General features: G+C 68.5%; 20 protein-coding genes and 2 tRNA genes. 8 read left to right on the top strand and 14 right to left on the bottom strand.

The genetic code is table 11. From position 1 onward, the window contains the following. On the bottom strand, nucleotides 1–1,245 hold a 1,245-nt coding region (locus D0D37_RS26285), incomplete at its 3' end, for an MFS transporter (protein WP_116203273.1). Nucleotides 1,246–1,446: 201 nt separating this feature from the next. Here D0D37_RS26285 and D0D37_RS26280 point away from each other — a divergent pair. Then, entirely contained in the window at nucleotides 1,447–2,484 is a 1,038-nt protein-coding gene (locus D0D37_RS26280) for a M48 family metallopeptidase (protein ID WP_116203272.1), read from the top strand. A gap of 197 nt (nucleotides 2,485–2,681) precedes the next feature. On the opposite strand, the gene D0D37_RS46850 is transcribed toward D0D37_RS26280, so the two are convergent. Then, entirely contained in the window at nucleotides 2,682–3,077 is a 396-nt protein-coding gene (locus D0D37_RS46850; protein WP_162834478.1) for a hypothetical protein, read from the bottom strand. A 175-nt stretch (nucleotides 3,078–3,252) separates the two neighbouring features. On the opposite strand from D0D37_RS46850, the gene D0D37_RS26275 reads away from it, so the two are divergent. Together D0D37_RS26275 and D0D37_RS26270 are read left to right on the top strand one after the other, a co-directional pair. Then, nucleotides 3,253–4,764 carry a S1 family peptidase gene (locus D0D37_RS26275; RefSeq protein ID WP_116203271.1) on the top strand — a complete coding sequence of 504 codons (1,512 nt, stop codon included), beginning with the start codon at nucleotides 3,253–3,255 and terminating at the stop codon, nucleotides 4,762–4,764. Between the two features lie 653 nt (nucleotides 4,765–5,417). Continuing rightward, the gene (locus D0D37_RS26270; protein ID WP_116203270.1) at nucleotides 5,418–5,762 is read left to right on the top strand and encodes an ankyrin repeat domain-containing protein; all 345 of its coding nucleotides are present in this window, start codon (nucleotides 5,418–5,420) and stop codon (nucleotides 5,760–5,762) included. Between the two features lie 178 nt (nucleotides 5,763–5,940). On the opposite strand, the gene D0D37_RS26265 is transcribed toward D0D37_RS26270, so the two are convergent. The 5 genes from D0D37_RS26265 to D0D37_RS26245 form a co-directional block, all read right to left on the bottom strand. Further along, nucleotides 5,941–6,582, bottom strand: coding sequence for a hypothetical protein (locus D0D37_RS26265; RefSeq protein ID WP_116203269.1), 642 nt, complete (start codon nucleotides 6,580–6,582; stop codon nucleotides 5,941–5,943). A gap of 217 nt (nucleotides 6,583–6,799) precedes the next feature. Further along, nucleotides 6,800–7,609, bottom strand: a complete 810-nt coding sequence (locus D0D37_RS26260) for a hypothetical protein (protein ID WP_116203268.1) — start codon at nucleotides 7,607–7,609, stop codon at nucleotides 6,800–6,802. A 100-nt stretch (nucleotides 7,610–7,709) separates the two neighbouring features. Next, the gene (locus D0D37_RS26255; RefSeq protein ID WP_116203267.1) at nucleotides 7,710–8,180 is read right to left on the bottom strand and encodes a hypothetical protein; all 471 of its coding nucleotides are present in this window, start codon (nucleotides 8,178–8,180) and stop codon (nucleotides 7,710–7,712) included. An 843-nt stretch (nucleotides 8,181–9,023) separates the two neighbouring features. Continuing rightward, nucleotides 9,024–9,653, bottom strand: a complete 630-nt coding sequence (locus D0D37_RS26250) for a site-specific integrase (protein ID WP_116203266.1) — start codon at nucleotides 9,651–9,653, stop codon at nucleotides 9,024–9,026. A 303-nt stretch (nucleotides 9,654–9,956) separates the two neighbouring features. Then, nucleotides 9,957–10,033: transfer RNA gene (locus D0D37_RS26245), tRNA-Pro, on the bottom strand. 100 nt (nucleotides 10,034–10,133) lie between these two features. Here D0D37_RS26245 and D0D37_RS26240 point away from each other — a divergent pair. After that, a tRNA-Gly gene (locus D0D37_RS26240) sits at nucleotides 10,134–10,207 on the top strand. Here the strand turns inward: D0D37_RS26240 and D0D37_RS26235 are convergent. Further along, complete coding sequence (locus D0D37_RS26235; RefSeq protein ID WP_208720153.1) at nucleotides 10,176–14,909, bottom strand: HAMP domain-containing protein; 4,734 nt, start codon at nucleotides 14,907–14,909, stop codon at nucleotides 10,176–10,178. The genes D0D37_RS26240 and D0D37_RS26235 overlap by 32 nt on opposite strands. Nucleotides 14,910–15,064: 155 nt before the next feature. Between D0D37_RS26235 and D0D37_RS26230 the strand changes: the two genes are divergently transcribed. Next, nucleotides 15,065–16,576: a PP2C family protein-serine/threonine phosphatase gene (locus tag D0D37_RS26230; RefSeq protein WP_116203265.1), complete on the top strand. Its 1,512-nt coding sequence runs from the start codon at nucleotides 15,065–15,067 to the stop codon at nucleotides 16,574–16,576. Between the two features lie 31 nt (nucleotides 16,577–16,607). Here the strand turns inward: D0D37_RS26230 and D0D37_RS46845 are convergent, their stop codons facing one another. The 3 genes from D0D37_RS46845 to D0D37_RS48120 form a co-directional block, all read right to left on the bottom strand. Further along, nucleotides 16,608–16,769, bottom strand: coding sequence for a hypothetical protein (locus tag D0D37_RS46845; protein WP_162834477.1), 162 nt, complete (start codon nucleotides 16,767–16,769; stop codon nucleotides 16,608–16,610). Between the two features lie 95 nt (nucleotides 16,770–16,864). Further along, nucleotides 16,865–18,169: a serine/threonine-protein kinase gene (locus D0D37_RS26225; protein WP_116203264.1), complete on the bottom strand. Its 1,305-nt coding sequence runs from the start codon at nucleotides 18,167–18,169 to the stop codon at nucleotides 16,865–16,867. Between the two features lie 75 nt (nucleotides 18,170–18,244). Next, nucleotides 18,245–18,625, bottom strand: a complete 381-nt coding sequence (locus tag D0D37_RS48120) for a Rossmann-fold NAD(P)-binding domain-containing protein (protein WP_116203263.1) — start codon at nucleotides 18,623–18,625, stop codon at nucleotides 18,245–18,247. 109 nt (nucleotides 18,626–18,734) lie between these two features. Between D0D37_RS48120 and D0D37_RS26215 the strand changes: the two genes are divergently transcribed. Beyond that, on the top strand, nucleotides 18,735–19,187 hold the full coding sequence (locus D0D37_RS26215; protein WP_116203262.1) for a MarR family winged helix-turn-helix transcriptional regulator: 453 nt from the start codon (nucleotides 18,735–18,737) through the stop codon (nucleotides 19,185–19,187). 60 nt (nucleotides 19,188–19,247) lie between these two features. On the opposite strand, the gene aspS is transcribed toward D0D37_RS26215, so the two are convergent. Both aspS and xylA read right to left on the bottom strand, forming a co-directional pair. Then, entirely contained in the window at nucleotides 19,248–20,492 is a 1,245-nt protein-coding gene (gene aspS, locus D0D37_RS26210; RefSeq protein ID WP_116203261.1) for an aspartate--tRNA(Asn) ligase, read from the bottom strand. Between the two features lie 290 nt (nucleotides 20,493–20,782). Further along, nucleotides 20,783–21,931 (bottom strand): xylose isomerase, encoded by a 1,149-nt coding sequence (gene xylA, locus D0D37_RS26205; RefSeq protein WP_116203260.1) that lies wholly within the window; start codon nucleotides 21,929–21,931, stop codon nucleotides 20,783–20,785. Between the two features lie 79 nt (nucleotides 21,932–22,010). On the opposite strand from xylA, the gene D0D37_RS26200 reads away from it, so the two are divergent. Beyond that, on the top strand, nucleotides 22,011–23,144 hold the full coding sequence (locus D0D37_RS26200; RefSeq protein ID WP_116203259.1) for an ROK family transcriptional regulator: 1,134 nt from the start codon (nucleotides 22,011–22,013) through the stop codon (nucleotides 23,142–23,144). Here the strand turns inward: D0D37_RS26200 and D0D37_RS26195 are convergent. Continuing rightward, a complete protein-coding gene (locus D0D37_RS26195) occupies nucleotides 23,141–23,863 on the bottom strand; it encodes a dienelactone hydrolase family protein (RefSeq protein WP_116203258.1) in 723 nt (240 codons plus the stop codon). The two genes, D0D37_RS26200 and D0D37_RS26195, sit on opposite strands and share 4 nt — an antisense overlap. A 134-nt stretch (nucleotides 23,864–23,997) precedes the next feature. Here D0D37_RS26195 and D0D37_RS26190 point away from each other — a divergent pair, with 134 nt between their 5' ends. Beyond that, the gene (locus D0D37_RS26190; protein ID WP_116203257.1) at nucleotides 23,998–25,224 is read left to right on the top strand and encodes an alkaline phosphatase; all 1,227 of its coding nucleotides are present in this window, start codon (nucleotides 23,998–24,000) and stop codon (nucleotides 25,222–25,224) included. Nucleotides 25,225–25,411: the final 187 nt, after the last annotated feature.

Raw genomic sequence — 25,411 nt, 5'->3', positions numbered from 1 at the left:
GCCGGGGTCGGTGACCGGAGCCGGCCGCGGCGTGACCGCGGCCGGCGGCCCCGCTCGCCGCCATGCCCCAGCCACCACGCTTCCCGCCGCGACCCCCAGCACCCCGGCCCCGGCGACCACGAGGTGCGGCGGCAGCCAATTCGCCGTCACGCCGGCCATCCCGACCCCGAGGCTCTGCGCGACGTTGAGGACCGTGGTCACCAACCCGAACGCCTGACCGCGCCGGTCGTCGGGCACGGACAGCGTGAACGTGGTGGAGGCGAGCATCTGGTGTCCGCTCGCCGCACCGCACATCGCGAACAGCACCACCACCCAGCCCGCCGCCGGGTTGAATACGCAGCCGAGCAAGGGCACACAAGTCCCGATCGCCAGTACTGGCAACAGCCGTGCCCGCGCCGCGGCGGGAAGACGGGCCAGCACGATCATCCCGACCCCAGAGCCGAGCGCATACGCGGCAAGCAGCAGCCCGACCAGCAACCCAGTCCCGCCAAGCGCAGCCGCGTACGGGACCGCCACCGCCTCCCCGGCGATGTAAAAACCAGGCAGCAACGCGAACCCCGCCAGCGCCCGCAGCCTGGGAGTGGTCCACACCAGCCGGGATGCCTCGGCCAGGTCCGTGAACCACCCGCGCCGCACCACCGACCCGGACCGCGCGCTGGCCGGCCGGTGCCGGATCCCGAATCCCGTCAAAAGCGCGGACACCGCGAACGTCGCGGCGTCCGCCCACAGCACGCCAGCCGTGCCGAGCAACGCGATCAGCGCACCGCCCCCGGCGAACCCGCCCACTTGCGCGACCTGTCCCGCCGTAGACAATGCGGCCTGCCCAGCCGGAAACAACTCTTCGGACGTGACGGTCGGCAGCAGCGCACCCCGGGCCGCACGTGCGGGCGCATTCGCCAGCTGCACCGTCACCAGCAGCCCCGCGACCACCCCCAGCGGCAGACCGGGCACCGCCATCGCGGAGACCAGCACCGCCCGGACGACATCGGCCGCGATCATCACCGCCCGGCGCGGATACCGGTCCGCCAGCCCGGACAACAACGGCCCGCTGACCAGATCCGGCGCGAACGTCAGCGCGTAGGCCAGCGCAGTCCACCCGGCCGACCGGGTCCGGTCGAAGACCAGTATCGAGACGGCGACGCGCGCGAACTGGTCCCCGGCCGTCGAAATCGCGTACCCGGCGAACAATGCCCGGAATTCCCCGCGCGCGAAGACTTCGGCAAAAGCATGCTCCGTTCGGCCCATCCGCCCCACCCCATGCGACAGCCTGCCGTGTTCACCGTGGCACGCACCGTACTCGGGTAGTGGTCTGAACAACAGGGTTGCCGTTTGCCTGATCCCTCGTGTTTTCGTGAACAGTCAACAGAAACGCCGAACCCCGGTGCCGCGCAACGAGCCGGTGATCAGCTTTGAGTAGGCTGCTGCCAACGACTTCATGGGGGAGCAATGACCGAGGAAATCGAACCCGCGCGCCGGGCTGCCGTCCGCTTTCCGGGAATCAGCCCGAGAGCCTACGAACATCCGGTGGACCGCGGCGCCCTCGCCACGCTGCGCGCGGTGCCCGGATTCGCCCAGGTGATCCGCGCGGTCTCCGGCTTCTACAACGAACGCGGCGAACGGCTGATGGCGCTGGCGTCGTCAATTCGCGTCGGACCGCGGCAGTACCCGGAACTCGACCGGCTGCGCCATGAATGCGCCGAGACGCTCGATCTCCCCGTCGTGCCGAACCTGTTCGTCTACCAGGACCCGCGGATGCAAGCGGCCGCGCTGGGCATGGACGAGCCGTTCATCCGGATCAGCACCGCGCTCGTGGACCAGATGAGCCACGAATCGCTGAGGTTCGCGATCGGCCACGAAATGGGGCACGTGCTGTCCGGGCACGCGGTCTACCGCACGATCATGATCCGCCTGATCAACCTCCAGATGTCGATGTCCTGGACGCCGGTGAGCGCGCTCGGAATCCGCGCGATCATCGCGGCGCTGAGCGAGTGGTACCGCAAGGCCGAGCTGTCGTGCGACCGCGCGGGCCTGCTCTGCGGCCAGGACCCGACCGCGGCGCTGCGCGCTCAGATCCAGCTGGCCGGCGGGGTGGACCCGTCCCGCATCGACATCCCGTCCTTCCTCCGGCAGGGCGCGGAATACGAGTCGGTCGAAGACATCCGGGACAGCTTGCTGAAACTGAAGTACGTCGAGACGGAGACGCACCCGTTCGCCGTGGTCCGGGCGACGCAGCTGCAGAAATGGGCCGCGTCGGAGGATTACCGATCGATCCTGACCGGCGACTACCCCCGCCGGGACGACGACTCGCCCGCGACGGATTGGAAGGAAGACCTGAAGTCCGCGGCCAAGTCGTACAAGGACTCCTGGACGTCCTCGGCCGACCCGCTGACGAAGGTCTTCAGCGAAGTCGGAGAGACGGTCGCGGACACGGCGAGCAAAGTATGGACGAAGTTCGGCGGGGGTTCGGAGAACGGCAGCGCCTGAACGGCCTAACCGCGAGCTTGATCCGAAGACAGCGGTAGCCACGGCGCTAACTTGATGCCGGGCGCGTAATTGCCGCGAAGAAAATATCCAACCCAGGAAAAGTCGCAGCGGACCGACGGACAATTCTTGTCATCGTGGCAAGTGACGTTTTTCCGCATCCTAGCCGCGCGTGCAGGAGCGGAGGAATGTGGCGTACGTCACCGCGTGGTGAGGTAATAACGGCGCGGTGTGCGCACGATGGTACCTGCGGCGCACCAGTAGATCGGGCGCTCGGCAACCGGGGGAGGGGCATGCGGCAAAAGGGTGAACGGGTTCGCGTACCGCGGCGGATTCGCCGGAACGGTCTGGCCGAATATGGCGGCCGCGGCGAAGTCTTGATTTTCTGTTGTCGGTAATCGGCGCGATGTCAAGCTGTCGGCGGCGTCCGCTGTCCCGGTAGTTGGCAACGTCGGCGCGTCGCAGGTCTGTACCACTGAAAACGTCGGTGCCGACCGGCGAGTCTGCTTCAGGGTGCGGTGGAAGCGAACGCATTGCCGCAGTTGGCAGGTGGTGCCGTGATCCGGAAATCCGGGCCAGGGCAATTGCTGGTCCATTCGGCGTACGGAACGGAGTGCTCGGTCCAGCGGTTCCGGGTGTCGGAGGCAGTGCTGTCGACGGTTGTTCCCGGGCCGTGTCCATTGAATTCATCGTCGAGTTAATTGAGTCTGCCGTCCCCGGGAATGCGTTGGCCGGGACGGCGGCGGTGTGCTGAACGGAAGGGTCTGCTTGATGGGATTCAAACGGAAAGCCGCGCACTGGGCCGGCTGCGTCGCCGGGGTGACCGCCGCGGGGCTGCTGACCGCCGCGTCGCCGGCGAGTGCGGTGGCCGGGGGCGCGCCGGTCACCGGTGCGGCGGCGTCCGCGCTGGTCCGGCTCGCGGTCGGGGGCGACGCCACCAGCGGTGGCCACGCCTGCACCGGAACCCTGGTTTCGTCGCAATGGATTCTGACGACCGCGTCGTGCCTGACCGGCAAGACCGGGGCGCACGCCGGCGACGGGCTGGTCGACGGCGCGCCGCCTGCCGTCGCCGTAGCCGCCGCGGTGACCGAGACCGGGAAGCCGAGCCGGCAGATCGCCGTGGACCGCGTGGCGCCGCGGACCGACCGCGACGTCGTGTTGCTGCGGCTGGTCGCGCCGGTTCTCGGGGCCAGCGTGGGGAATCTCGCTGCCACGCCGCCGCCGTCGAGCGGGCAGGCGACCGTGGCCGGGTTCGGCCGCACGGCGACCGAATGGATCCCGGACGCTCCGCAGTCGGCTTCGCTGACCATCGCGGCCGGCGCGCCGGACCACGAACTGGCCCTCGAAGCGACCGGCGCGAGCGGGGTGTGTCGCGGCGACGCCGGGGCGCCGGTGTTCACTGCCGACGGCCGGATCGCCGGCGTCATCACCGGTTCGCAGCAGCACAACTGCCTCGGCGAAACCGCGACCGGCACCGCGGTGACCGCCGCCCGGGTGGACGACCTCGGCGACTGGGCCGCGGCGCACACCGTCGCCGGCCACCACGGCCTGTACCGCGTCGACGCGAACGGATCGGTCTTGGCCTACTCCGGCACCGGCAGCGCCTGGACGACGCTGGGCACCGGGTTCGACCGGATCTACGCCGGCGAAAGCGCGCTGGTCGCGACGCGCGCCGACACCCACGACGTCTACCGCTACACCGGCACCCCCGGTCAGTGGGCGAAGATCGGCGGCCCGGGCGACGGGTTCGTGGTGAACGCCGACGGCGTCTACGGCTACAACGGCGGCGGTGTCTTGCGCTGGACCGGCACCGGCTGGGAAACCGTCGGACCTGCCGGGACCGCGTTCTACGCCGCCGGCCATCTGCTCGCCCGGACGGTGCCCGGCACCGGCGACCTCTACCTGATGACCGCGCCCGGCACCTGGGCCAAGATCGGCTCCGCCGGCGACAGCTTCGCGATCAACGACGACGGCATCTACGGGGCCAACGGCGGCGGTGTGTACCACTGGACCGGCACGAGCAGCGGCTGGGCCAGCGTCGGCAGGGCGCAGAGCGCGCTGTACGCCGGTGCGCACACTTTGCTCGGCATCGAACCAGCCACCAAGGACGTCAACCTGCTGACCAGCAACGGATGGTCCAAGATCGGCGGCTCCGGCGATTCGTTCGCGGCCAATGCCGACGGCGTGTACGGCCTCAACGGCGGAGGAATCTACCGCTGGAGCGCCCAGTCCGGCGGTTGGGCAGCGATCGGTCCGGCTACCCGGGCTCTCGGCACCGACTGACTCGGGGAGCGCGGATTTCCGCCTGTCCCGCTGACTGAGCCGCCTGGGCATCGGCCGTGAAGGGCCCTTGAGGGAATGGCGGATTCGAGGGGTTCGTTGCCACGCAGGTGATTAGCTGGCGTCGGTCAGGAGTTCAGCCAGTCGCTCGGCTGGGGTTGTCCCAGCCGAGCGCTTGGTCTGGGCGACGGTTGAATTGCGTGCTGACGGCGGCGAGGTCGCTGCTTTTGGCGAACTATTGGCACTTGGTGTTTTCGTTGCCGGGCCCGCGGGGGTCTCGGTCGGGGCCGGAGCGACGATCAGCGGGCCAGCCGATCTCGGCTCAGCGACCGTCGGCGGGTGCGTGATGCTGGTCTATCGAGTGGACGACGAGCACAGACTGTCCCTTTCCGGCAGTCATCGCAAAACGCTTTTTCCAGGCGTGATCCCTGTCGGATCTAGTGCAGGTCAGCCTGACTGGCTCGGCTTTCGTCTCCCTGGTGGATTATCGGAAATTTGGCCAAAGATGCTCAATTTGGATCTAATGAAGTACGAGATGCTTCGCCTGCTGCCGCCTGCAAACGAACGCATAACATGGCTTAAGCCTGGCGCGGACTCGTATTCCGCGTGAACTTTCAGAAATTCGGGTAAATGCAACTCATGGTGAGAAGGTTTCGATGGCTCCGATGACTCCGGCGCACTCCGCGGTAGAAATGGAGAATCTCCCGGCACTCCGCGACCTCTTGGACGGCGGTGTTGACGTAAACGAAGAGTGGAATGGTTTCACTCTGCTTCACCACGCAATTGATATCGAGGGCGATGGCCATGTGCAATCAGGTGAGCCACTTCATGTTGATGCGACGGCGTATCTTTTGGCCCGAGGAGCTGATCCGTTTCTTCGCACAAAAGATTCTGGTCGCCTGACGGCTGAAGAGCTTGCTCATGCTAATGGTCATTGGCTGGCGATAGCCTTGCTCGACTCATGGAAGCAGCAGCGCGCGGCTCAGTATCGCGGTCAGTGACGCCAGAGTCGCGGGGCGAAAGACTGGCGCCTTCCGTCGCTGTGGCTGACGAAGGACGGCTGGTACCGCGTCGAGAGACGGCTATCTGGTCTGGCTCTCGGATGAGGTCGCGGCAAATCCGGGGCGCGGGCGCGCGGCAGCGGAAACAGGGCAACGACGTCGTCGTGCTGGCGCGCGCTCAGAAATAGTCCCGGTCAAACGCGTATACCGTGGCTGTCCGGAACCGGCGCTGCGACGGATTCAGCTGGTTGTGAAGGCCGGCGCGCAGAATCCGCAGCATGTTAGTGTCGGTGTCGTTCGCGGCCTCGGCCATCCGTTGGAGATCGGTTCCGTGCACCTCCAGCGCGGCTATGGCCCCGACCGCCGCGGGCAACGGGAAGAACTGGTCGTTGCGCGGGATCTGGGCATCGTCGACCGGCAGAAGCCAGACGCCCAGGACGTCCATCGTGGTCCCGACGGTCAGATACTCGATCGGGATGAAGCAAATCCTTGTGATCAATTCTCTCGCGTGCGCTTTTACGAAACGAGCAACGTGACGATGAGGGCGGTCAACCGAGCACTCTCGCGCGAACTGCATCACTTCGCCGCGTGGGTCGGATACATGCTGGAAACGCGGATCACTGTGCAGGGCTGCGGTGGCTTCGTCGACGCCGCGGATTTGGGCCTCGCTGAAGGTCACAAGTCGCTTCTCAGAGGGGCCGGCCTGAGGCGCGTACCATGACATTGCCACGATGTCCTCGGCATGCCGCGCGGGCTGCTCCCTCATGAGTTGCTGCAGCTTCTGCAGTGACTGCTCGACTGCTGCCGGACGTTGCTTCATAGCTAGGAGTCGTGGCGTACCGCGGCCTTGTTACCGAATGTCGAGGCGAGATTTTAGGACTGCGGCGGTTCCCGAGACTGACCGCCGCCTCCGATGCGACTTCTCGCGTCGGAGGCAGCGGTCTCGTCGGCGATGGACGCGCGCCTGCGCGGAACGGCAGATCCATTGTTCAAGCGGTTGTTCGCGGGCCTGTGGTCCCTGGATATACGGCCCCGCGTCAGTCGTGGACGGTGAGGCAGGCTTGGTGATCGATGTCGGTCCAGCCGAGACACAGCTGCAGGTTGTTCGGAAAGTCGTTGTTCATGGCGAAGTGCTGCTTCAATGTGCTCAGTTTGCTGCAGGTGTAGAGGCCCAGGCGGAACATCCGGCCGTTGGCGTACAGTACTGGTGTCGCGCAACTGGAGTCCGCCCAAGGCGGAAGGCCCTCGCTCGCATCGAGAGTGTCGACGTGAAGCTTCTCCCCGTGCACGTTCTCGCAGACCGAGCGGAAACCCAATGGCCCCAACCAGCAGCTATCTCCCGAGTACGGCGTGACGCCGCTCTTCGCGAAGTTGGGTGTGTGCTGCGCAGCGGCCGGGATGCCCAAGCAACCCTCCCAGTTGTTGCTCGCTGACGAGCCGGGTTGCGACGTGTAGGCGGTCACCACGTTGTCGGTCTCGACGTTGACGATCACCACGGCGTCGATGTTCGGCGACGAGATGGTGTACGAGACGTTGTTCTGCCCGCTGGCAGGCCCTTCGTACTTGGCGCTCCTCAACACATGTTCGATGCACTGGACTGTCGCCGTGGTGATTGGCGGGCGGCGGTCGTTGATGTGCCGGACACCGAAGCCGGCTTTATCACCGACGTCATGGCGGCCGCAGCGCAGGTTGACGGTGCGGTAGGTGTCCGTGTTGCGCACCGATGTGACCAAGTAGTCCTCGGCAGTGGCAGGTTTGAAGCAGTCCTGATATCCCTTGATCGGCGCGGCCGCAGTCGCGGTTGTGTTCGCTGCGAGCAGCGCCCCCGTCGTGATGATGGCCAGCATTCCGAGGCGTCTGAAAATGTCGGCAAAGCCCGGAGATCTCATGATAGTTCCCGAATCCTTCCTGGCAACGTGGACGAAGCATTGCGGTTTCTGGAGGATGTCAGCCGAGCGCGCGGCGGAGTTCGGTGACAGCTGTGTCTGGGAATGGGTGCGGCCAGCCGGGGATGATGCCTCCCGGTTTCGTTGCCGCGCTGACGGTCTCGAAGCCGCGCAGGAAGGCGCTGGCGAGTTCGTGGCGCGGCGCGACCTGTCGTAACAGCACTTCGCCTCGTTCGGGTGTCCAGTCCGGCGCGGTGATCCAGGTGCGGATCGCCACCGCGTGCACCACCAGAGCGAGGTGGTCCGCTACTGGCGAGGCGAAGTCCAGGAAGACTCCGCCTGGTTCATCGCCCCACAGCACGGACTGCAACTCCACCACCGGTCGCGGGCGGGCGAGACTCGCGACGGCCTGTGCGAGGTCGCCGAAGGCGTCGTTGAGCCCCGTTGCGTGGAAAGTTTGCCGTTGAGGACCGGAGCCCATCGTGAGCCTGCACCAGGCCGAGCGGAATTCGAACGTGACGTCATCAGTCATGGCGCAATTCTCCCTGACCGGTCGGACACCATTTTTCCGGGCAGGTGTCCGTCTGTTCTCCCGGGCGAATGATCAGATCAACGTCGTGACCCCGGGCGGGCCTAACTGATCCCGCGTCTGCAGGTAGTTCTTGTGATGCCCCTGGCCCATTCCGGCCGCACGGCGGGCAGGCTCAGGAGCTAGCGCAACCGCCGGTGCGCGGCGTCGGTCTGCCCGCTCTCCAGCGCGCGGCGGAGCATCCGGTCTGAGGCCGGGTCGAGCGGCATCTGCGGATGCCGTGGGCTGATGGTCAATGCGCGGCTTCCGGCCGTCCCAAGGGAAACCGATGTCAAGCAAAGTCTTGCTGGTGTGAGCCGCGTGATTCCTGCGCGGACGCGGTGCCGTGCGCACGCGGTGCCGCAAGCGTCGCGGCGGCGAGCACCGTCTGGGTGGCTCTTCGCTGATAATTGTTCTGATCACAGCTATTCTCCCCGTTGCTCAAGGAACCGAGCACATACGAGCAGACGCGAAGCACCGGCTGGCGCTCCGATCCGCACCTCGCAGTGACGCTGACACCGCATATTCGCAGCGGTGAGGCGAATGAATCCCCCTGCATGCAGCTGGTTCTCCCGGTCAAGCTCTGCGATCCTGACATTTCCACAACTGCCAGGATTGACGCAAGGACGGTTGGCGCACGATAGACGAGTGAACATCGCCGCCGTTCGGCGGCTGTTTCGAATCCCTCCGTCGCGCGCGGAACGGTCAGTCGAAACCGGAAGAGGAACTGCCTGGAGAACCGATTGCGGGGAGTCGTGACGATTTCGCATGTCTCACCTGCTGATATCATTCGCGCTTGTCGGCCCGCTAGAATGGATTCGCGGCTGGCTCACGCTTGTTTCCGCGGATCTGCCCGGGGAGAGGGCTCTCCCGTCGGAGGCTCGGCCCGGAAGTCGGCGGAGCATGATCTTGATGCCGTTCGGCAAGAGTGGAGTGCTGCGGGGGCGGTCGCTGAGCCACAGTCTGGTGGTGGTGTCGGCGTAGGGCTGACGTGCTCTGACGCGGAGGCAGCGGCCGAGGGCTTTGCCGGTGGCGGCGCTGAAGGGGGTGCGCGCGCCATTTGCTGCCTTTGCCGAGGACGTTGACGACACGACGGGACAGGTCGATGTTGGCGATTTCGGAGAGGCAGCCGCCGGTGTCCCAGACCAACTGGATGATGGCTTCGTCGCGGCGGCTGTGGAAGTCGCGGCTTTGACAGTCCCGGAGCACCTGCTTGATGAATTGCACCAGGATGATGGGTATCGGCTGGTCCGGAACGTGCGGCGGGTTCATGCGGGCGGTCGGGTGGTGCTCGATCTCCTCTTCGGCCAGGAGCCAGTTGAACCGCGCGCTCAAGGCTCGGTAGTTGTTGTTCGCGTTGCCGGGGCTGGTGGCGGCGAGGCGATAGACGATCCACCGTTTGACGTGGTTTGGTTCGTAGCCTGCCGGTTCGGGCATAACGGAAGCCAGCCGCGCTTCGGGGTCGTCCGGCGTCCGGCGGCGCGGCGGGGTCGGCGAGCCAGATGTGGAAGAAGCGCACGGTGTCGCAGTAGCCGCGGATCGTGCGGGGGCTCTTGTTCTCGGCCTCGAGTGACATGGCCCACTCGTTGATCAACGCCTGCCAGGCCGACGGGGCGAGAGTCAGGGCTCGGGTGTGCAGGTGAAAATCCTCGAATAGGAGTGTCACTGAGCGCTGTGCTAGCTCCCGGGCCGCATCCGGCGGCACGAAAAAGGGGCTGAACCCGCAGGTCCAGCCCCATCTGGTCGGGATGACAGGATTTGAACCTGCGACCCTCCGCTCCCAAAGCGGATGCGCTACCAAGCTGCGCCACATCCCGGCACCCCCGAAGCCTCCGGAAACCCCGGTACCCGGGGGGTGTACGACCCACCCTAGCGGGCACGCTAAGCTGGCTTCGCTCCCGGGTCACCGAGGGCGCTGCGGGTGTAGCTCAATGGTAGAGCCCTAGTCTTCCAAACTAGCTACGCGGGTTCGATTCCCGTCACCCGCTCCAACGCTTCTACCTCCGAAGACGACGAGGACGACGCCGCATCCGCCTCCAGGCGGGCGGCGATCACGTCCAGCAGCAGATCGGTGTCAACCGGCTTCGTGATGTAGTCGTCCGCTCCCGAGGCCAGGGTTCGTTCGCGGTCTTCCTCCGTCGCCTTCGCTGTGACGGCAATCACCGGCAGGTCTTCGTGGGCCGCTTCGGCTCGGATCGCTGCGATGGTCGCGTTGCCGTCCAGTTCCGGCATCATCACGTCCATCAGCACCAGCGCGGTGTCCTCGTGGCGTTCCAGGGCCCGGATTCCGGCCACACCAGTGTCGGCGTAGATGACTTCCAGTCCTGCTTGCTCAAGGACCGCGGCGAGGGCGAAGACGTTGCGGAGGTCGTCGTCGACGATGAGGACCTTTTCGCCGTTGAAGCGTTTCGGGGCGCTGTTCGGTTCGGCCACGGTGATGGTGCTCGGCAGGACCGGCAGCTTGGGGGTGGGCCGCACGGGCGTCGTGGGGGCGATCAGGTTTGCGGCGCCGACCGGCAGGTACAGCGTGAAGGTGCTGCCTCGGCCGGGGACGCTGCTGACGCGCAGTTCGCCGCTCAGCAGTTCCGTCAGCTGCTGGCTGATCGACAGGCCCAGGCCGGTGCCGCCGTATTTGCGGCTGGTCGTTCCGTCGGCTTGGCGGAAGGCGTCGAAGATGACTTCCAGCTTCTCCTCCGGAATGCCGATTCCGGTGTCCTCGACGCCGAACGCGATGATCCCGGCTGCCGAGCGCAGCGATTCCTGCTCGACCTCGGAAGGGTCCGCCATCCGGATGTGCAGGCGTACGCCGCCCTCGTCGGTGAACTTCGCGGCGTTCGACAGGAGGTTGCGGAGCACCTGCTGGAGGCGGTGTTCGTCGGTGTGCACGCTGCCGGGCACGGGCGGGTCGATCATGACCGCGAATTCCAGGCCCTTGTCCGCCGTCAGCGGGCGGCACAGCGATTCGACGTAGTTGACCAGCTCCGGCAGTGTCACGTCGGACATCTGGAGGTCCAGCTTTCCGGCCTCGACCTTCGCCAGATCCAGGATGTCGTTGATCAGCTGCTGCAGGTCGCTGCCCGCCGCCCAGATGGTCTTCGCGAACTGGATCTGCTTCTCCGTGAGGTTGCCCTCCGGGTTCTCCGACAGCAGTTTCGCCAGGATCAGCGCGCTGTTGAGCGGAGTTCGCAGCTCGTGCGACATGTTCGCCATGAACTCGTTCTTGTACTGCGACGCGACCGTCAGCTGCCCGGCCCGCTCTTCGAGTTCCTGCCGGGCCTGTTCGATCTCGATGTTCTTGACCTCGATGTCGCGGTTCTGCTGGGCCAGCAGCGCCGCCTTCTCGGCCAGTTCGGTGTTCGACCGGCGCAGTTCGCCCTGCTGGGCCTGCAGCTGCTCGGACCGCGCGCGCAGTTCCTGGGCCAGCCGCTGCGATTCGGTCAGCAGCGCCTCGGTGCGCGAGTTCGACAGGATCGTGTTCACGTTGACGCCGATCGTGTGCCGCAGCTGCTCCAGCAGATCCAGGTGCACCGCGGAGAACTCGTTGACCGACGCCAGTTCCAGCACGCCCAGCACCTCGCCCTGGAACAGCACCGGCAGCACGATCACGTTCACCGGCGGGGCCGAGCCGAGCCCGGACGACACCAGCGCGTACTCCGGGGGAGCGCCGTTGACCAGTATCGTCCGCCGGTCCACCGCGGCCTGGCCGATCAGGGATTCGCCGAGCCGGAAGCGCAGCCCGGTGCGCGCCTGGGCGAGGCCGTAGGCGGCGATGCAGTCGAGGAGCTTGTCCGGGTCGCCGGTGTCCTCGTCGTCGTGCGCGATGAAGAACGCGCCCTGCTGCGCGCTCACCAGCGGGGCCAGCTCGGACAGGATCAGCGTCGCCACCGACGCGAGGTCGCGGTGGCCCTGCATCCGCCCGGACAGCCGCGCCAGGTTCGTCTTCAGCCAGTCCTGTTCGCGGTTCGCGGAGGTGGTCTCCTTGAGGTTCGCGATCATCTGGTTGATGTTGTCCTTGAGGTCCGCCAGCTCGCCGGACGCGTCCACGGTGATGTGCCGCGTCAGGTCGCCCGCGGTCACCGCCGTGGCTACCTGGCCGATCGCGCGGACCTGCGTGGTCAGGTTGCCCGCCAGCTGGTTCACGCTCTCGGTCAGCCGCTTCCAGGTGCCGGACACGCCCTCGACCTCGGCTTGACCGCCCAGCTTGCCCTCGGTGCCGACCTCGCGGGCGACGCGGGTGACCTCCGCGGCGAACGCGGACAGCTGGTCGACCATCGTGTTCATCGTGGTCTTGAGCTCCAGGATCTCGCCCCGGGCGTCGACGTCGATCTTGCGGGACAGGTCGCCGCGCGCGACCGCCGTCGTGACCTGCGAGATGTTCCGCACCTGGCTGGTCAGGTTGTGCGCCATGAAGTTGACGTTCTCGGTCAGGTCCTTCCAGGTCCCGGCCACGCCGGGCACCCGCGCCTGACCGCCCAGGATGCCTTCCGTGCCGACTTCGCGGGCGACACGCGTTACCTCATCGGCGAACGCGCGCAGCGTCTCGACCATGTCGTTCAGCGTCCCGGCCAGGGCCGCGACCTCGCCCGCCGCGTCGATGGAGATCTTCTTCGACAGGTCGCCGTTCGCCACCGCGCTCGCCATCGTGGCGATGCTCCGGACCTGCACGGTCAGGTTGTCGGCCATGACGTTCACGTTGTCGGTCAGGTCTTTCCAGATCCCCGCGACGCCGGGGACGCGCGCCTGACCGCCGAGGCGGCCCTCGGTGCCGACCTCGCGGGCGACCCGGGTGACCTCGTCCGCGAACGCGGACAACTGGTCGACCATCGTGTTGAGGATGTTCTTCAGCTCGAGGATTTCGCCGCGCGCGTCGACAGTGATCTTCTGCGTCAGGTCGCCGCGCGCCACGGCGGAGGTGACCTGGGAGATGTTCCGCACCTGGTCGGTGAGGTTGTTGGCCATGAAGTTGACGTTGTCGGTGAGGTCCTTCCAGGTCCCCGCCACGCCCGGCACGGTCGCCTGACCGCCGAGTTTTCCTTCCGTGCCAACCTCTCGCGACACTCGGGTGACCTCGTCGGCGAAGGACGAGAGCTGGTCGACCATCGTGTTCAGCGTCGTCTTCAGCTCGAGGATCTCGCCGCGCGCGTCGACCGCGATCTTCTTCGTCAGGTCGCCTCGCGCCACCGCCGTGGCGACCTGCGCGATGTTGCGGACCTGCGCGGTGAGGTTGTTGGCCATGAAGTTCACCGAGCCGGTCAGGTCGCGCCAGATGCCGGCGACCCCGGGAACCGTGGCCTGGCCGCCCAGCTGCCCTTCGGTACCCACTTCGCGGGCGACTCGGGTGACCTCGTCGGCGAAGGACGAGAGCTGGTCGACCATCGTGTTCATCGTGGTCTTGAGTTCGAGGATCTCGCCCCGCGCGTCCACGGTGATCTTCTGCGTCAGGTCGCCCTTCGCGACCGCGGTGGTCACGTGCGAGATGTTGCGGACCTGGTCGGTCAGGTTGTCGGCCATCTGGTTGACCGAGTCGGTCAGGCCGCGCCACGTGCCGGCCGCGCCGGGGACCTCCGCCTGACCGCCGAGGCGGCCGTCGCTGCCGACCTCGCGGGCGACTCGGGTGACCTCGTCGGCGAAGGACGAGAGCTGGTCGACCATCGTGTTCAGCGTCGTCTTGAGCTGCAGGATCTCGCCCCGCGCGTCGACGTCGATCTTCTTCGTCAGATCGCCCGCCGCGACCGCCGTGGCGACCTGCGAGATGTTCCGGACCTGGTCGGTCAGGTTGTCCGCCATCAGGTTCACCGAGTCGGTGAGGTCGCGCCAGGTGCCCGCCACGCCCGGCACGCGCGCCTGGCCGCCGAGGCGTCCTTCGGAACCGACCTCGCGCGACACTCGGGTGACTTCGTCGGCGAAGGACGAGAGCTGGTCGACCATCGTGTTGATGGTGTTCTTCAGCTCGAGGATCTCGCCCCGGGCGTCGACGTTGATCTTCTGCGTCAGGTCGCCGCGGGCGACCGCGGTGGTGACCGAGGCGATGTTCCGGACCTGCTCGGTGAGGTTGTCGGCGAGGAAGTTGACCGAATCGGTGAGGTCGCGCCACGTCCCGGCCACGCCGGGCACCTCGGCCTGGCCGCCGAGACGGCCTTCTCCGGCGATCTCGCGGGACAGCCGGATCACTTCGGCGGCGAACCGCGACAGCTGCGCGTTCAGGCCGTTCACGGTCTTCGCCAGCTCGGCGTACTGCCCGCGCAGCGGACGGCCGTCCAGCTGCAGCGCCATCGGCTGCGACAGATCGCCCTCGGCGACCGCGCCGAGCACCCGGTCCAGCTCCACGACCGGACGGCTGACGTCCTCGATCAGCCCGTTGACCGTGTCGACCGCGGTGGCCCAGCCGCCGGGGCCGATCTCGGTGCGCACGCGCTCGGTGAGCTTGCCCTCCTGGCCCACCTCGCCGCGCACCCGCATGAGTTCCGTCACGAGCCGCTGGTTGCGCTCGGCGATGTCGTTGAACGCCGACGCGAGCCGGGCGGTGATCCCGTCGCCGTGCGCGACGAAGCGCCGCCGGAAATTGCCGTCCCCGAGGTCGTGGACCGCGCCGAGCAGCCGCTCCAGCGCCGCGACCTCGCTCGCCGGGACGAATTCCGGTTCCTGGGCCCCGGAGTTCCGGGAGCTCCCGGAAGTCTGTGGGGACTCTGTCATCTTTGCCGACCTTCCCACCACGCGTGTGCCAGCCATGGTCGTCGACCCAGCGTGCCATGGTTCGCCCTACACTTCGACCCAGTCCGCCCGCGCACACTGTGCCAACCTGGAAGTACCAGGACCGTCAGGTCGACCCGGAGGCAGGAGGTTCGTGCATGGTGTCACGGCCCGCTCCGGCGTCGGCCCTGCCACCCGGCGCCGAGCTGCCCGGGCACGCCGGATTCTGGCGCCCGGTGCTCGACGACGTGCGCGAGCCGGTGTTCCTGCAGGACCCGGAAGGCGCGCTGCGCTGGGCGAACGCGGCCGCCGAACGGCTCGGCCCGGCCGAACTCGTCAGCGTGACCGAGACCACCGGCAAGGTCGGCCACCGCCCGGCCAAGGTTCGCGTGCTGCCCGGCGGATGGCGGGCCTGGACCGTGGTCGACGACGGCCGCCGCCGTCCGGAAGAGTTCCTCGCCGAGGCCGGTCCGAAACTGGCGCTCGCGCGCGGACGGCACGGCACTGCGCGGGTGATCGCCGAGCTAGCGGCGTCCGCCTTGGGCGATTGCGCCTTCGTGCTGCTGCCGACGACGCGTGGCCGCTGGGAGTGGTGGAGCTGCACCGAGCACGGCGCGGCGGGCCACGGCCGGATCCGGCGGGTGCCGGCGCAGCTCGCGCCGGTGGTGTCCGACGCGGTCGCCGACGTCGCGCGGCCGGAGGTTCGCGCGGTGCCGGCGACGGAGGTCGCGGCGTTGCCCGCGGCGGTCGCCGAGCCGTTCGAGGGGCATCTCGAGGTTTCGGTGGTCTCGTTCGGCTCCGGCATGGCGGGCGCGGTGCTGCTGGGCAGACGCGGCGAGCCCGCGTTCGGGCTGGCGCAGGGCCAGGCGGTCGAGGCGTTCGCGGACGCGGCCGGCACGGCGCTGGCCAACGCGCAGCGCTACGCCAGCCAGGAAGAAGCTACCCGCGGGCTTGAATCGACGTTGCTGCCGACGCCGCCCGCGCAGGTCGACGGCGCGAATTTCGAGCTGTGGTACGAACCCGCCGGCGGAGTCCTCGGTGTCGGCGGCGATTTCTACGACGTCCTCTCCCGCGACGACGGCAGCGCGTTCGTGGTCGTCGGCGACATCTGCGGCAAGGGAGCCGAGGCGGCCGCGCTCACCGGCCGGGTGCGGCATTCGCTGGCCGCGCTGCACCTCGTCGAACGCGACGGCCGCACGATGCTGCGGCTGCTCAACGAACTCCTGATCTCCGGCGGCAGCAACCGGTTCGCGACGCTCGTGCTCGGTTCGGTCGCGGCCGCGGAGTCCGGGCTCGACGTCACCCTCGCCTCCGGCGGCCATCCCGCCCCGCTCGTGCTGCGGCGCGGGGGAAGGGTCGAGGAGATCAGCGTGCCCGGCACGCTGGTCGGCGTGTCGCCGCAGGCCCGTTTCGCGGAGGCGACGACGCATCTGGACGAGGGCGACGTCTGCCTGCTCTACACGGACGGCGTCACCGAAGCCCGCAACCGCACCGAATCCACCGAGCTGTTCGGCGACGAGCGGCTCTACACGGTGCTGGAGGACTGCGTCGGGCAACCGGCGCGGGAAGTCGTGCGCCGGTTGCGCGAGGCGGTGCGGGAATGGCTCGGGAACTCCGGGCACGACGACATCGCGGTGCTGGCGATCGAGGCCGCGCCCCGAGCGGAGTAAGCCAACATTTCCTTGCCCGGCAACGGGAAACTCACTTTCCGGACTGGACTTCCGGCTCCGGCTCGGTCTTCGCGGCCTCGTCCGGAGCCGGTGCGGTCTCGACGTCTTGCTCCGGCCCGGCGGCGCGGGCGGTTTCCGGGTGCTCGAAGTGTTCTCGGCACTGCCGCCCGAATCGACGCGCGTGCGCGGTCATCGCCTCCACCTCCCCGGTTCGCCACCAGGATCGCGCGCCGGAGACGACTTCGCCACCGAATTGCGGCGCGTCAGCCGACCGGGTGGTCCGTCTGTCTAATGTGGAGTCTTCCCGCTCGGCGGCCCGCCCCCCGGGTCCCGGGGCTTTTTTGTGTGTCCTGGCGGGGTTTTCGGCGGGGTATGGCCCGGCTGGCTCGCCTGGCCCGGCTGGCTGAGCGGCGCGGGCACAGTGAGGGTCGTTGTGCTGGGCGGAATAGTCGTCGTCTGTGCGGGCGCGTTCGCCTTCGTCGAACGGACCGGCGGCGCGGACGGCGAATACCGCGGAGCCGAGTCCGGGGAATCGGACGGAGCGGAAGAAGGCGGAGAAACCGGAACCGGGGCCGGTTCGGGAACCGGCGCGGACCCGGTGCCCGGACGGAGCGGAGTGGCGAGCAGCAGCGTCCCCGCCGCGACCAGCACGACCGGCAGGCCCGCCGCGAGCACTGCGCGCCGCCGGGTCGCCTGGTGACGGCGGCGGAAGACCGCGAGCCGCGTTTTCATCGGAAGCCGCAACGTTTCCGTGCCGCGCAACGCACGCGCCACGGCGGTCGCGGAGGGTCTTTCTTCCGGGTCGCGCATGGTCATCGCGCGCAGAGTTCTCGCCAGCGGTTCCGGCGTGCCCGACGGCACCCGCGGCGACCGATGCAGCCGCACCACCGCGGTTTCCGCCGCCGTGCCCGGGTACTCGCGGACGCCGGTGAGGCATTCGAGAAGGACGAGCCCCAGCGCGTAGACGTCCGAAGCCGGGCCGGGATGCTCGCCCAGCACCTGCTCCGGTGACAGGTAGGCGGCCGTCCCGACGACCGCGCCGGTGTCGGTCACGCGGGTCGCGTCCACGATGCGCGCGACGCCGAAGTCGGCGATCCGCGGGCCGTCGTCGGACATGAGGATGTTGGCGGGCTTGAGATCCCGGTGAGTGACCTCGTGCGCGTGTACGTGGGCGAGTGCCTCGGCCAACTGCGCGCCCAGCTCTACGACCTGGTTGGCGGGCAGCGGCCCGGCGCGGAGCCATTCGGACAGGTTGGGCCCGTGCACGCAGTCCATGACGAGGTACGCGTGCCCTTCGTCGACCCCGGCGTCGACGAATCCCACCAGCCCCGGGTGCCGGACCGCGCGCAGCGCCGCGATTTCCTGGTCCCGGCGGTTGCGGCCCAGCTCGACCGCTCCGGCGTGGAACAGCTTCACCGCGACCTCGGCTCCGGTCTCGCGGTCCTCGGCCTGGTGTACGGAGGCCGTCGCGCCTTCGCCGATCGGCTCGCCCACCTCGTACCGGCCGCCCAGCACCAGCGGGGCGGGCCCGTACCGGCCCAGCGCGAACCGTCTCGCGGTGGTGCCCGCGTCCGAATCGCCGGCGCCGGTCATCGCTGATCACCTTTCCCCCGGGGTAGCGGGGACAACTTACTCGCCGGAAGGCGAGCGCAAAAGCGGTGGCGCGGTTCAGGAGATGATCGGCGAGGTCACGCCGTCGCCCCCGCGCAGCGCCCCGCCGGTGGTCGCCGAGGACAGCTCGGACGAGACGCAGGTGATCAGGTTCGCGATCTCCTCCGGCCGGATCAGCCTCCCGAACAGCGACGTCAGCCGATCCTGGGCCGTGAACCGGCGCTCCGCTTCGGCGAACTCGACGTCTGGGTGCAGGCTCGCGGACGCCGGGGCGAGCGTCGGTCCCGGCACCCGGGACAGCGCGTTGACCTCGTAGAATCGCGGCGATTCGGAGTCCGGGATCTCGAATACCGGCTGCGCGGCGAAGATTCCGGTCCGGCCGGTGAGGTCGAGGTTCCTCGGGGAGACCCTCCGGACGTTTCGCGAGTACAGTGGCACCCGGGTACTACCGGCGCGCGCAATACTTGCAGTCACATTGAGATGCGCGCGCGGATGATGCCCGGGGCCGCGGCCGCCCGCAACCTGGGCCGCCTGGAGGAGGTGCACCATGTCGGTGTCGGACGACGCCGTCGAGGCGCGCGCGCAAGGCTGGCGGACGCTGGCGGCGCTGCACGCGCGGATCGAAGACCGGCTGAACCGCGCGCTGGAAAGCGAGCACGAGCTGTCGGTGAGCGAGTACACGGTGCTCGACGTGCTCGGCCGCCAGGACGGCTTCCACCTGCGGATGAGCCAGCTGGCCAACGCGGTGGTGCTGAGCCAGTCCGCGACGACCCGCCTGGTCACGCGGCTGGAGGAGCGCGGCCTGCTGTCGCGGTACCTGTGCAAGGACGACCGGCGCGGGATCTACACCGAGGTCACGCCGTCCGGGCAGAAGCTGCTGGCCGCCGCCCGCCCGACGCACGACACGGCCCTTTCCGCCGCGCTCGCCGAGGCGGAGGAACTGCCGGAGCTGGCTCCCTTGGTCACCGCGCTGGGCTCGCTCACCTTCGCCGCCAAGTGACCTGTCCGTGAGGGGAACCCTGAGGGAATCAGAGTCCCTCAGGGTTCCCCTCACGGACGATCAAGGCCGCAGCCGGTGCAGGTCTCGCGGGAAGAGCGTCGCCCCGCGCACGTTGGCCACGCCCAGCACTCGCGCGACCCAGCGCTCCAACCCGATCGCGAATCCGCCGTGCGGCGGCATTCCGTACGCGAACGCGTCGAGGTAGTCGGAGTACTGCTCGGCCGCCTCGCCGAGCACGGCCAGGTAGTCCGCGTACCGGTGGAGCCGCTGCCCGCCGGTCACCAATTCCAGGCCGCGGAACAACAGGTCGAAACTGTTCGACCGGGCCGGGTTCGCCGGGTCCGGCTGGGTGTAGAACGGCCGTTTCGCCATCGGGTATCCGGTCACGAACAAGAATTCCGACCCGTGCTCTCGTTCGGCCCATTCGCAGAGCCATCGTTCGTGCGCAGGTGCGAGGTCCGGTTCGCCGCGCGGGTCCTCGCCGGTGTGCCGGGCCAGAAGTTCTTGCGCCGCGGCGAAATCGATCGACGGAATCTCTTCTGGCACCACTGGAGCGTCCGGGCCAGCCGCGGCAGCCATCTCCGCTACGACGTCGCGCAGCACTGCCATCACCTCGCGGTGGTCGGTGATGAAGCCGAGTTCCGCGTCGAGACTCGTGTACTGGGCCAGATGCCGCGCGGTGTCGTGGGGTTCGGCCCGGAATACCGGCCCCACCTCGTACACCCGCTCGAACACGCCGACCATGGCCTGCTTGAAAAACTGCGGCGACTGGGCGAGATAAGCCGGGCGTCCGAAGTAGTCCAGCTGGAACACGTTCGCGCCGGATTCTGTCGCGGTAGCAACGATCTTCGGCGTGTGAATCTCAGTGAACTCTAGGCCGTCCAGCGCCCGCCGAAACGCCGCGACGCTCGCCGCGGCCAGCTCGAACCGCCGCCGCAGCACCGGATGCCGCAACGCGACCGCTGCGTTGTCCAGCACTACCGGCAAACCAGCGGCTACCTCAGGCCGATAGAGGTCAAACGGCGGCCGCTTCTCCGCCTCGGACAACACTTCCACGGCGGGCTCTCGCAGCTCAACACCTTGCGGCGCTTGCGGATTCGCGACGACCTCGCCGGTGAGCCGAACGACGGTCTCCTCGGCCACCTCCGGTGCCTCGGCGAAAACCGCCTGCGCGGTCCCGGACCGGTCGCGGATGACGAGAAATGCCACGGATTTCAGCACGCGCCGGCGGTGCACCCAGCCGGCGATCGTTACGGTGGAGCCCACGCGGTCACGCAGGCAGGCCACCGGGGTGCGGGTACTCATTCCTTCTCCTGAGCGCACTCGGCGACCCCTTGGGGGTGCGGGCGAGAAGGGACACTCGCGGTGCCACCGCACCTTCGCCGCCGAAAATGGCGGCCTCGTTCTGGCCGGATGACGGCGGCCGGGCCGGCGGGGCATTTCTTCCCCGCACTCAGGAGTGTCTTCGCGCTGGGCCGCGACGCTGCCTTCTCACCGGCGGCAGCTCTCTGTCCCTCGCCGTGCCCTGCGCTACTCGTCTCCGTCAACGTGTTGCCCGCAACGGTAAAACACCGCCGCCACCCGCGTCGCCTGATTTATCGCACGCCCAGCAGATGCTCCAGCGCCAGCTGGTTGAGCCGGGTGAAGTGGTAGCCGCGCCGACCGGCTGCTTCGACGTCGAACTCGTCGGCGGCCAGATCGTCCAGGGTTTCGCCCTCGGACAGCGTCGGCGTGGCCAGTTCCGGAACTCGCGACGCGGCAAGGGCTTCGGCGACTTCCGGATCGGCTCGGAACGCGCGGGCTTTCTCGCGCAGAATCAGGTAGGTGCGCATGTTCGCCGCCGCGGAAACCCAGACGTCCTCGGGATCCTCGGTGCGCAGCGGCTTGTAGTCGAAGTGCCGCGGGCCGTCGTAGCCGCCGTGCTCCAGGAGGTCGACGAGGAAGAACGCGCTGGTGAGGTCGCCGTGACCGAAGATGAGGTCCTGGTCGTACTTCGGGCCGTGCTGGCCGTTGAGGTCGATGTGGAACAGCTTGCCCTGCCACAGCGCCTGCGCGATGCCGTGCACGAAGTTCAGCCCCGCCATCTGCTCGTGGCCCACCTCCGGGTTGAGCCCGAACAGCTCAGGCCGGTTCAGCTGCGAGATGAACGCGAGTGCGTGGCCGATCGTCGGCAGGAGGATGTCGCCGCGCGGTTCGTTTGGCTTCGGCTCCAACGCGAAGCGAAGGTCGTAGCCTTGCGAAACGGCGTACTCGGCGAGGACGTCGAGGCCTTCCTTGTAGCGGGCGAGCGCGGCGCGGACGTCCTTGGCCGCATCGGATTCCGCACCCTCGCGACCGCCCCACAGAACATAAGTTTGCGCGCCCAGTTCCGCGGCGAGGTCGAGATTGCGCCGGACCTTCGTGAGTGCGTACCGCCGGATGTCGCGGTCGTTGCTGGTCAGGCCGCCGTCCTTGAAGACCGGGTGGCTGAACAGGTTCGTCGTCGCCATCGGCACGCGCAGGCCGGTTTCCGCCAGCGCCTTCTTGAACTTGGCGATCGCGGCGTCGCGGTCCGGCTCGGTGGCGAGAAGGTCGTCGTCGTGGAAAGTGACGCCGTACGCGCCCAGTTCGGCCAGCCGGTGCACGCTCTCGACCGGATCGAGCGGCGGGCGGGTGGCGACGCCGAACGGGTCGGCCGCGGGCCAGCCGACGGTCCACAATCCGAACGAAAATTTGTCCTCCGGCGCGGGGGCGTAGTCGGCCATGCCCGTCCCTTCATTTAGTTCACGATGTAGACTAAATACTGCGCCGCGGCCGCCCCGGCCGTCAAGAGCGGAGGTTCGGATGGAGCCGGTTCGGCATGACGCGATGCGCGCGCGGAACCTCGAGCTGGTGCTCGGCGAGATCAGCCGCGGCGGCCCCCTGACCCGCGCCGCGCTGGCGGAGCTGACCGGGCTGACCAAATCGACCGTGTCCACTTTGGTCGGCTCGCTGGTGGACGCGGGTTTTCTGGCCGAGACCGCCGCGGTGCGGGCGGGGGAACGCGGCCGTCCCGGGGTCGAGGTGTCGCTGAGCGGGGCGCGGATCGCTTCCCTGGGGCTTGAGGCCAATGTGGGCTATCTCGCCGCGCGCGTTCTTGACCTGACCGGTGCGGTCCGCCGGTCGGTTCGGATCGAGCGCGACAACCGGGGCGTGCCAGCGGAAACCGTGCTGGAGGCGGTGCGGGAGCTGGCTTCCGCGGAGTTGGCCGAGGCGCGTCAGCTGGGGCTGACGGTCGCTGGTGCGGTGCTCGCGGTGTCGGGGCCAGTGCGGGACGGCGTGGTGCTGAGCGCGCCGAATCTCGGTTGGCGAAACGTTCCTGTTGCGTTGGAGCTGCCGGTTCCGGTTTCGGTGGACAACGAGGCGAATCTCGGTGCGCTGGGCGAGCTGTGGTTCGGTGCCGGAGCGGCGGATTTCCTTTATGTGTCCGGCGAAATCGGCATCGGTGCGGGACTGGTGGTGGACTCCGGGTTGTTCCGCGGCACGGGCGGGGAGCTGGGGCACGTGCTGGTTTCCCCGTCCGGCCCGTCCTGTCGCTGCGGCGCGGTGGGCTGTCTGGAGACCTACGCCGGTCAGGAGGCGATGCTGACCGCTGCCGGAGTATCCACAGTGGACGATCTCTGCGCTGCCTTGACCGCAGGCGACGGCGCGGCGTTGTCAGCGGTCGCGGCGGCGGGGGAGGCATTGGGGTTGGCGCTCGCGTCGGCGGTCAATCTGGTGGACGTGGACCGCGTGGTACTCGGCGGGGTGTTCGGACCGCTGTTTCCGTGGCTGGCGCCCGCCGCGGAGGACGTGCTGCGCGCGCGATTGACCGGCCTGCGCGGATCGGTGCCGGTGCTGAGCCCGTCCGCCCTCGGCGATTCCGCCGCGACGCTGGGTGCCGCGGGCCGCATCGTCCACGGCGTTTTGGCCGACCCGGGGCCGTTTCTCGCCCGTTAGCCCAGGTTGTCGGCAAGCAGAGTCACGACGTCGCGCCAGGCCCGCTCGGCGTGCACCGGGTGGTAGCCGACGCCGGGGAGGACTTTCTGCTCCTGGCCGACCGGCGGGTGGTGGAAGGCGTGCACGGCGCCGCCGTAAACCGTGAGCCGCCAGTCGACGCCCGCGGCCTGCATCTCGGCGGCGAACGCGTCCCGTTGCGCGGGCGCCATGATCGGGTCCTCCGAGCCGACGCCCGCCCACACCGGGCAGCGGATGTTCTCCGCCTCGCCCGGACGGCCGGTGATCAGCCCGTTGATCGTGCCGATCGCGCGCAGATCGACGCCCGCGCGGCCGAGTTCCAGCACGATCGCGCCGCCGGTGCGGTTGCCGATCCCGGCGATCCGGTTCGGGTCGGTCCGCGTTTCGGCGAGCAGCACGTCGAGCGCCGCGTGGCCGATGTCGCGCATCCGGTCCGGGTCGTCGAGCAGCGGCAGGCAGCGGTCCAGCATCTCCTGGGGGTCGGTGAACCAGCGTCCGCCGTGGATGTCGAAGGCCAGCGCCACGTAACCCAGTTCGGCCAGCGCGTCGGCCCGGGCGCGCTGAAAGTCGTTGAGGCCGGTGCCTTCGGGTCCGATCAGGACGGCGGGCCGACGGCCGGTGCCTGCGGGAAGCGCGAGGCGCCCGACCATGGTGAGGCCGTCGGCCTGGTACTCGACGGTGCGCGTCGTGACGGTCTCCATGAGAGCCAACCGTAGTGAGCACCGCGTCCCGGCGGGGTGTTGTTCACCGTCGGCGGACACGTCCATTCAGGTGACCCCCTCGCGGTGGTCTCGGAAAGATGTTAGGAAAGCTTCCTAACTAAAGGAGGATCCGGATGCGCAAGACGATGGTGCTCACCGCGGCTGTGCTCGCGGTGGCCGGAGCGGTGCCCGCGGTCGCGACGGCGGGGGACAGTCCCGCCGCGGAGTCCAGCGGCTGGCATCCGAAGGCGCGCAACATCGTCTACCTCCAGGGCGACGGGATGGGCGCGGCGCAGCGGGAGTTCGTCCGGCTCGCGACGACCGGCCGGGCGGGCGACCTCGTCATGAACCGGCTCCCGGTCGCCGGCATGGTGCACACCGATCCCGGCGACCCGGAAGCACTCGTCACCGACTCGGCCGCAGCGGCGACCGCGCTGGCCACCGGGCACAAGACCCGCAACGGCGTGGTCGGCCAGGACGCGCGGGGCCGTCGGCTGCTGACCGTGCTTGAACAGGCTAAACGCGCCGGGAAGTCGACCGGTCTGGTCACCACCGCGCAGGTCACCGGTGCGTCGCCGGCCGCGTTCGCGTCGCACGTACCTTCGCGGGATCTGCAGAGCGACATCGCCAAGCAATACATCACCGAGAGCCGCCCGGAAGTGCTCCTCGGCGGCGGTGAGGACTGGTGGCTGCCGAAGGGCGATCCCGGCGCGTGGCCGGACAAGCCAGGCGAGGAAAGCCGCAGCACGCACGGCAATCTCATCGAGCAGGCGAAGCGGTCCGGCTACACCTATGTCCGCAACGCCAGCGAACTCGCCGCGACCCGCGCGCCGCGACTGCTCGGACTGTTCGCGAACGAGGACATGGTCGACTACGGCCCGGACGGCAAGGGCGCGTATCAGCCGAAGGTCGCGCTACCGGTGATGGCGAAGAAGGCGCTGGACACGCTTTCCGCCAACCCGCGCGGTTTTTTCCTGTTCCTGGAGGAAGAAGGCATCGACGGAATGTCCCACGAGAACAACGCGCACGGGGTCCTCGACGCGGGCCGGGCTCTCGACGCTGCCGTATCCGAAGTGCTTCGCTTCACCCGCTCGCACCCGGACACCCTGGTGATCATCGGCGGCGACCACGAGACCGGCGGACTGGCCATTGAGGACACTGACGGTGCCCCCGAAGGCAACGAGGACGGTCCGTTCCCGGTTCCTGGCACCAAACTTTCGCTGACCGTCGACTGGACGACCGGCGACCACAGCGGCGTGCCGACTCCGGTCACCGCGACTGGGCCCGGCTCGGACCGGCTCGACGGGACATTGGACAACACCGACGTCTACCGCGCGATGGTGTCCGCCGCGCACCTGTGATCCTCGTGAGCGGCAATCGCGGTTCTAACCGGGATCGCCACTCACGAGGCCAACTCCGCCGACTCCTCATGCGGAAGCCGCAGCCGGGCGCTGCCGTGATCTGCGGCTCCCTGCCCGGCCTCGCCTCGAGCTTTTCAACTGCCGCCACGGGGTCGCCACGCAACACGGTCGTCGGTGCCCAGCCGCC

Origin of the sequence: Amycolatopsis circi, assembly GCF_003385235.1 — a bacterium.
Taxonomy (GTDB): domain Bacteria; phylum Actinomycetota; class Actinomycetes; order Mycobacteriales; family Pseudonocardiaceae; genus Amycolatopsis; species Amycolatopsis circi.
The sequence above is the reverse complement of the archived record's forward strand: the minus strand, read 5'-3'. Positions and strand labels throughout refer to the sequence as shown.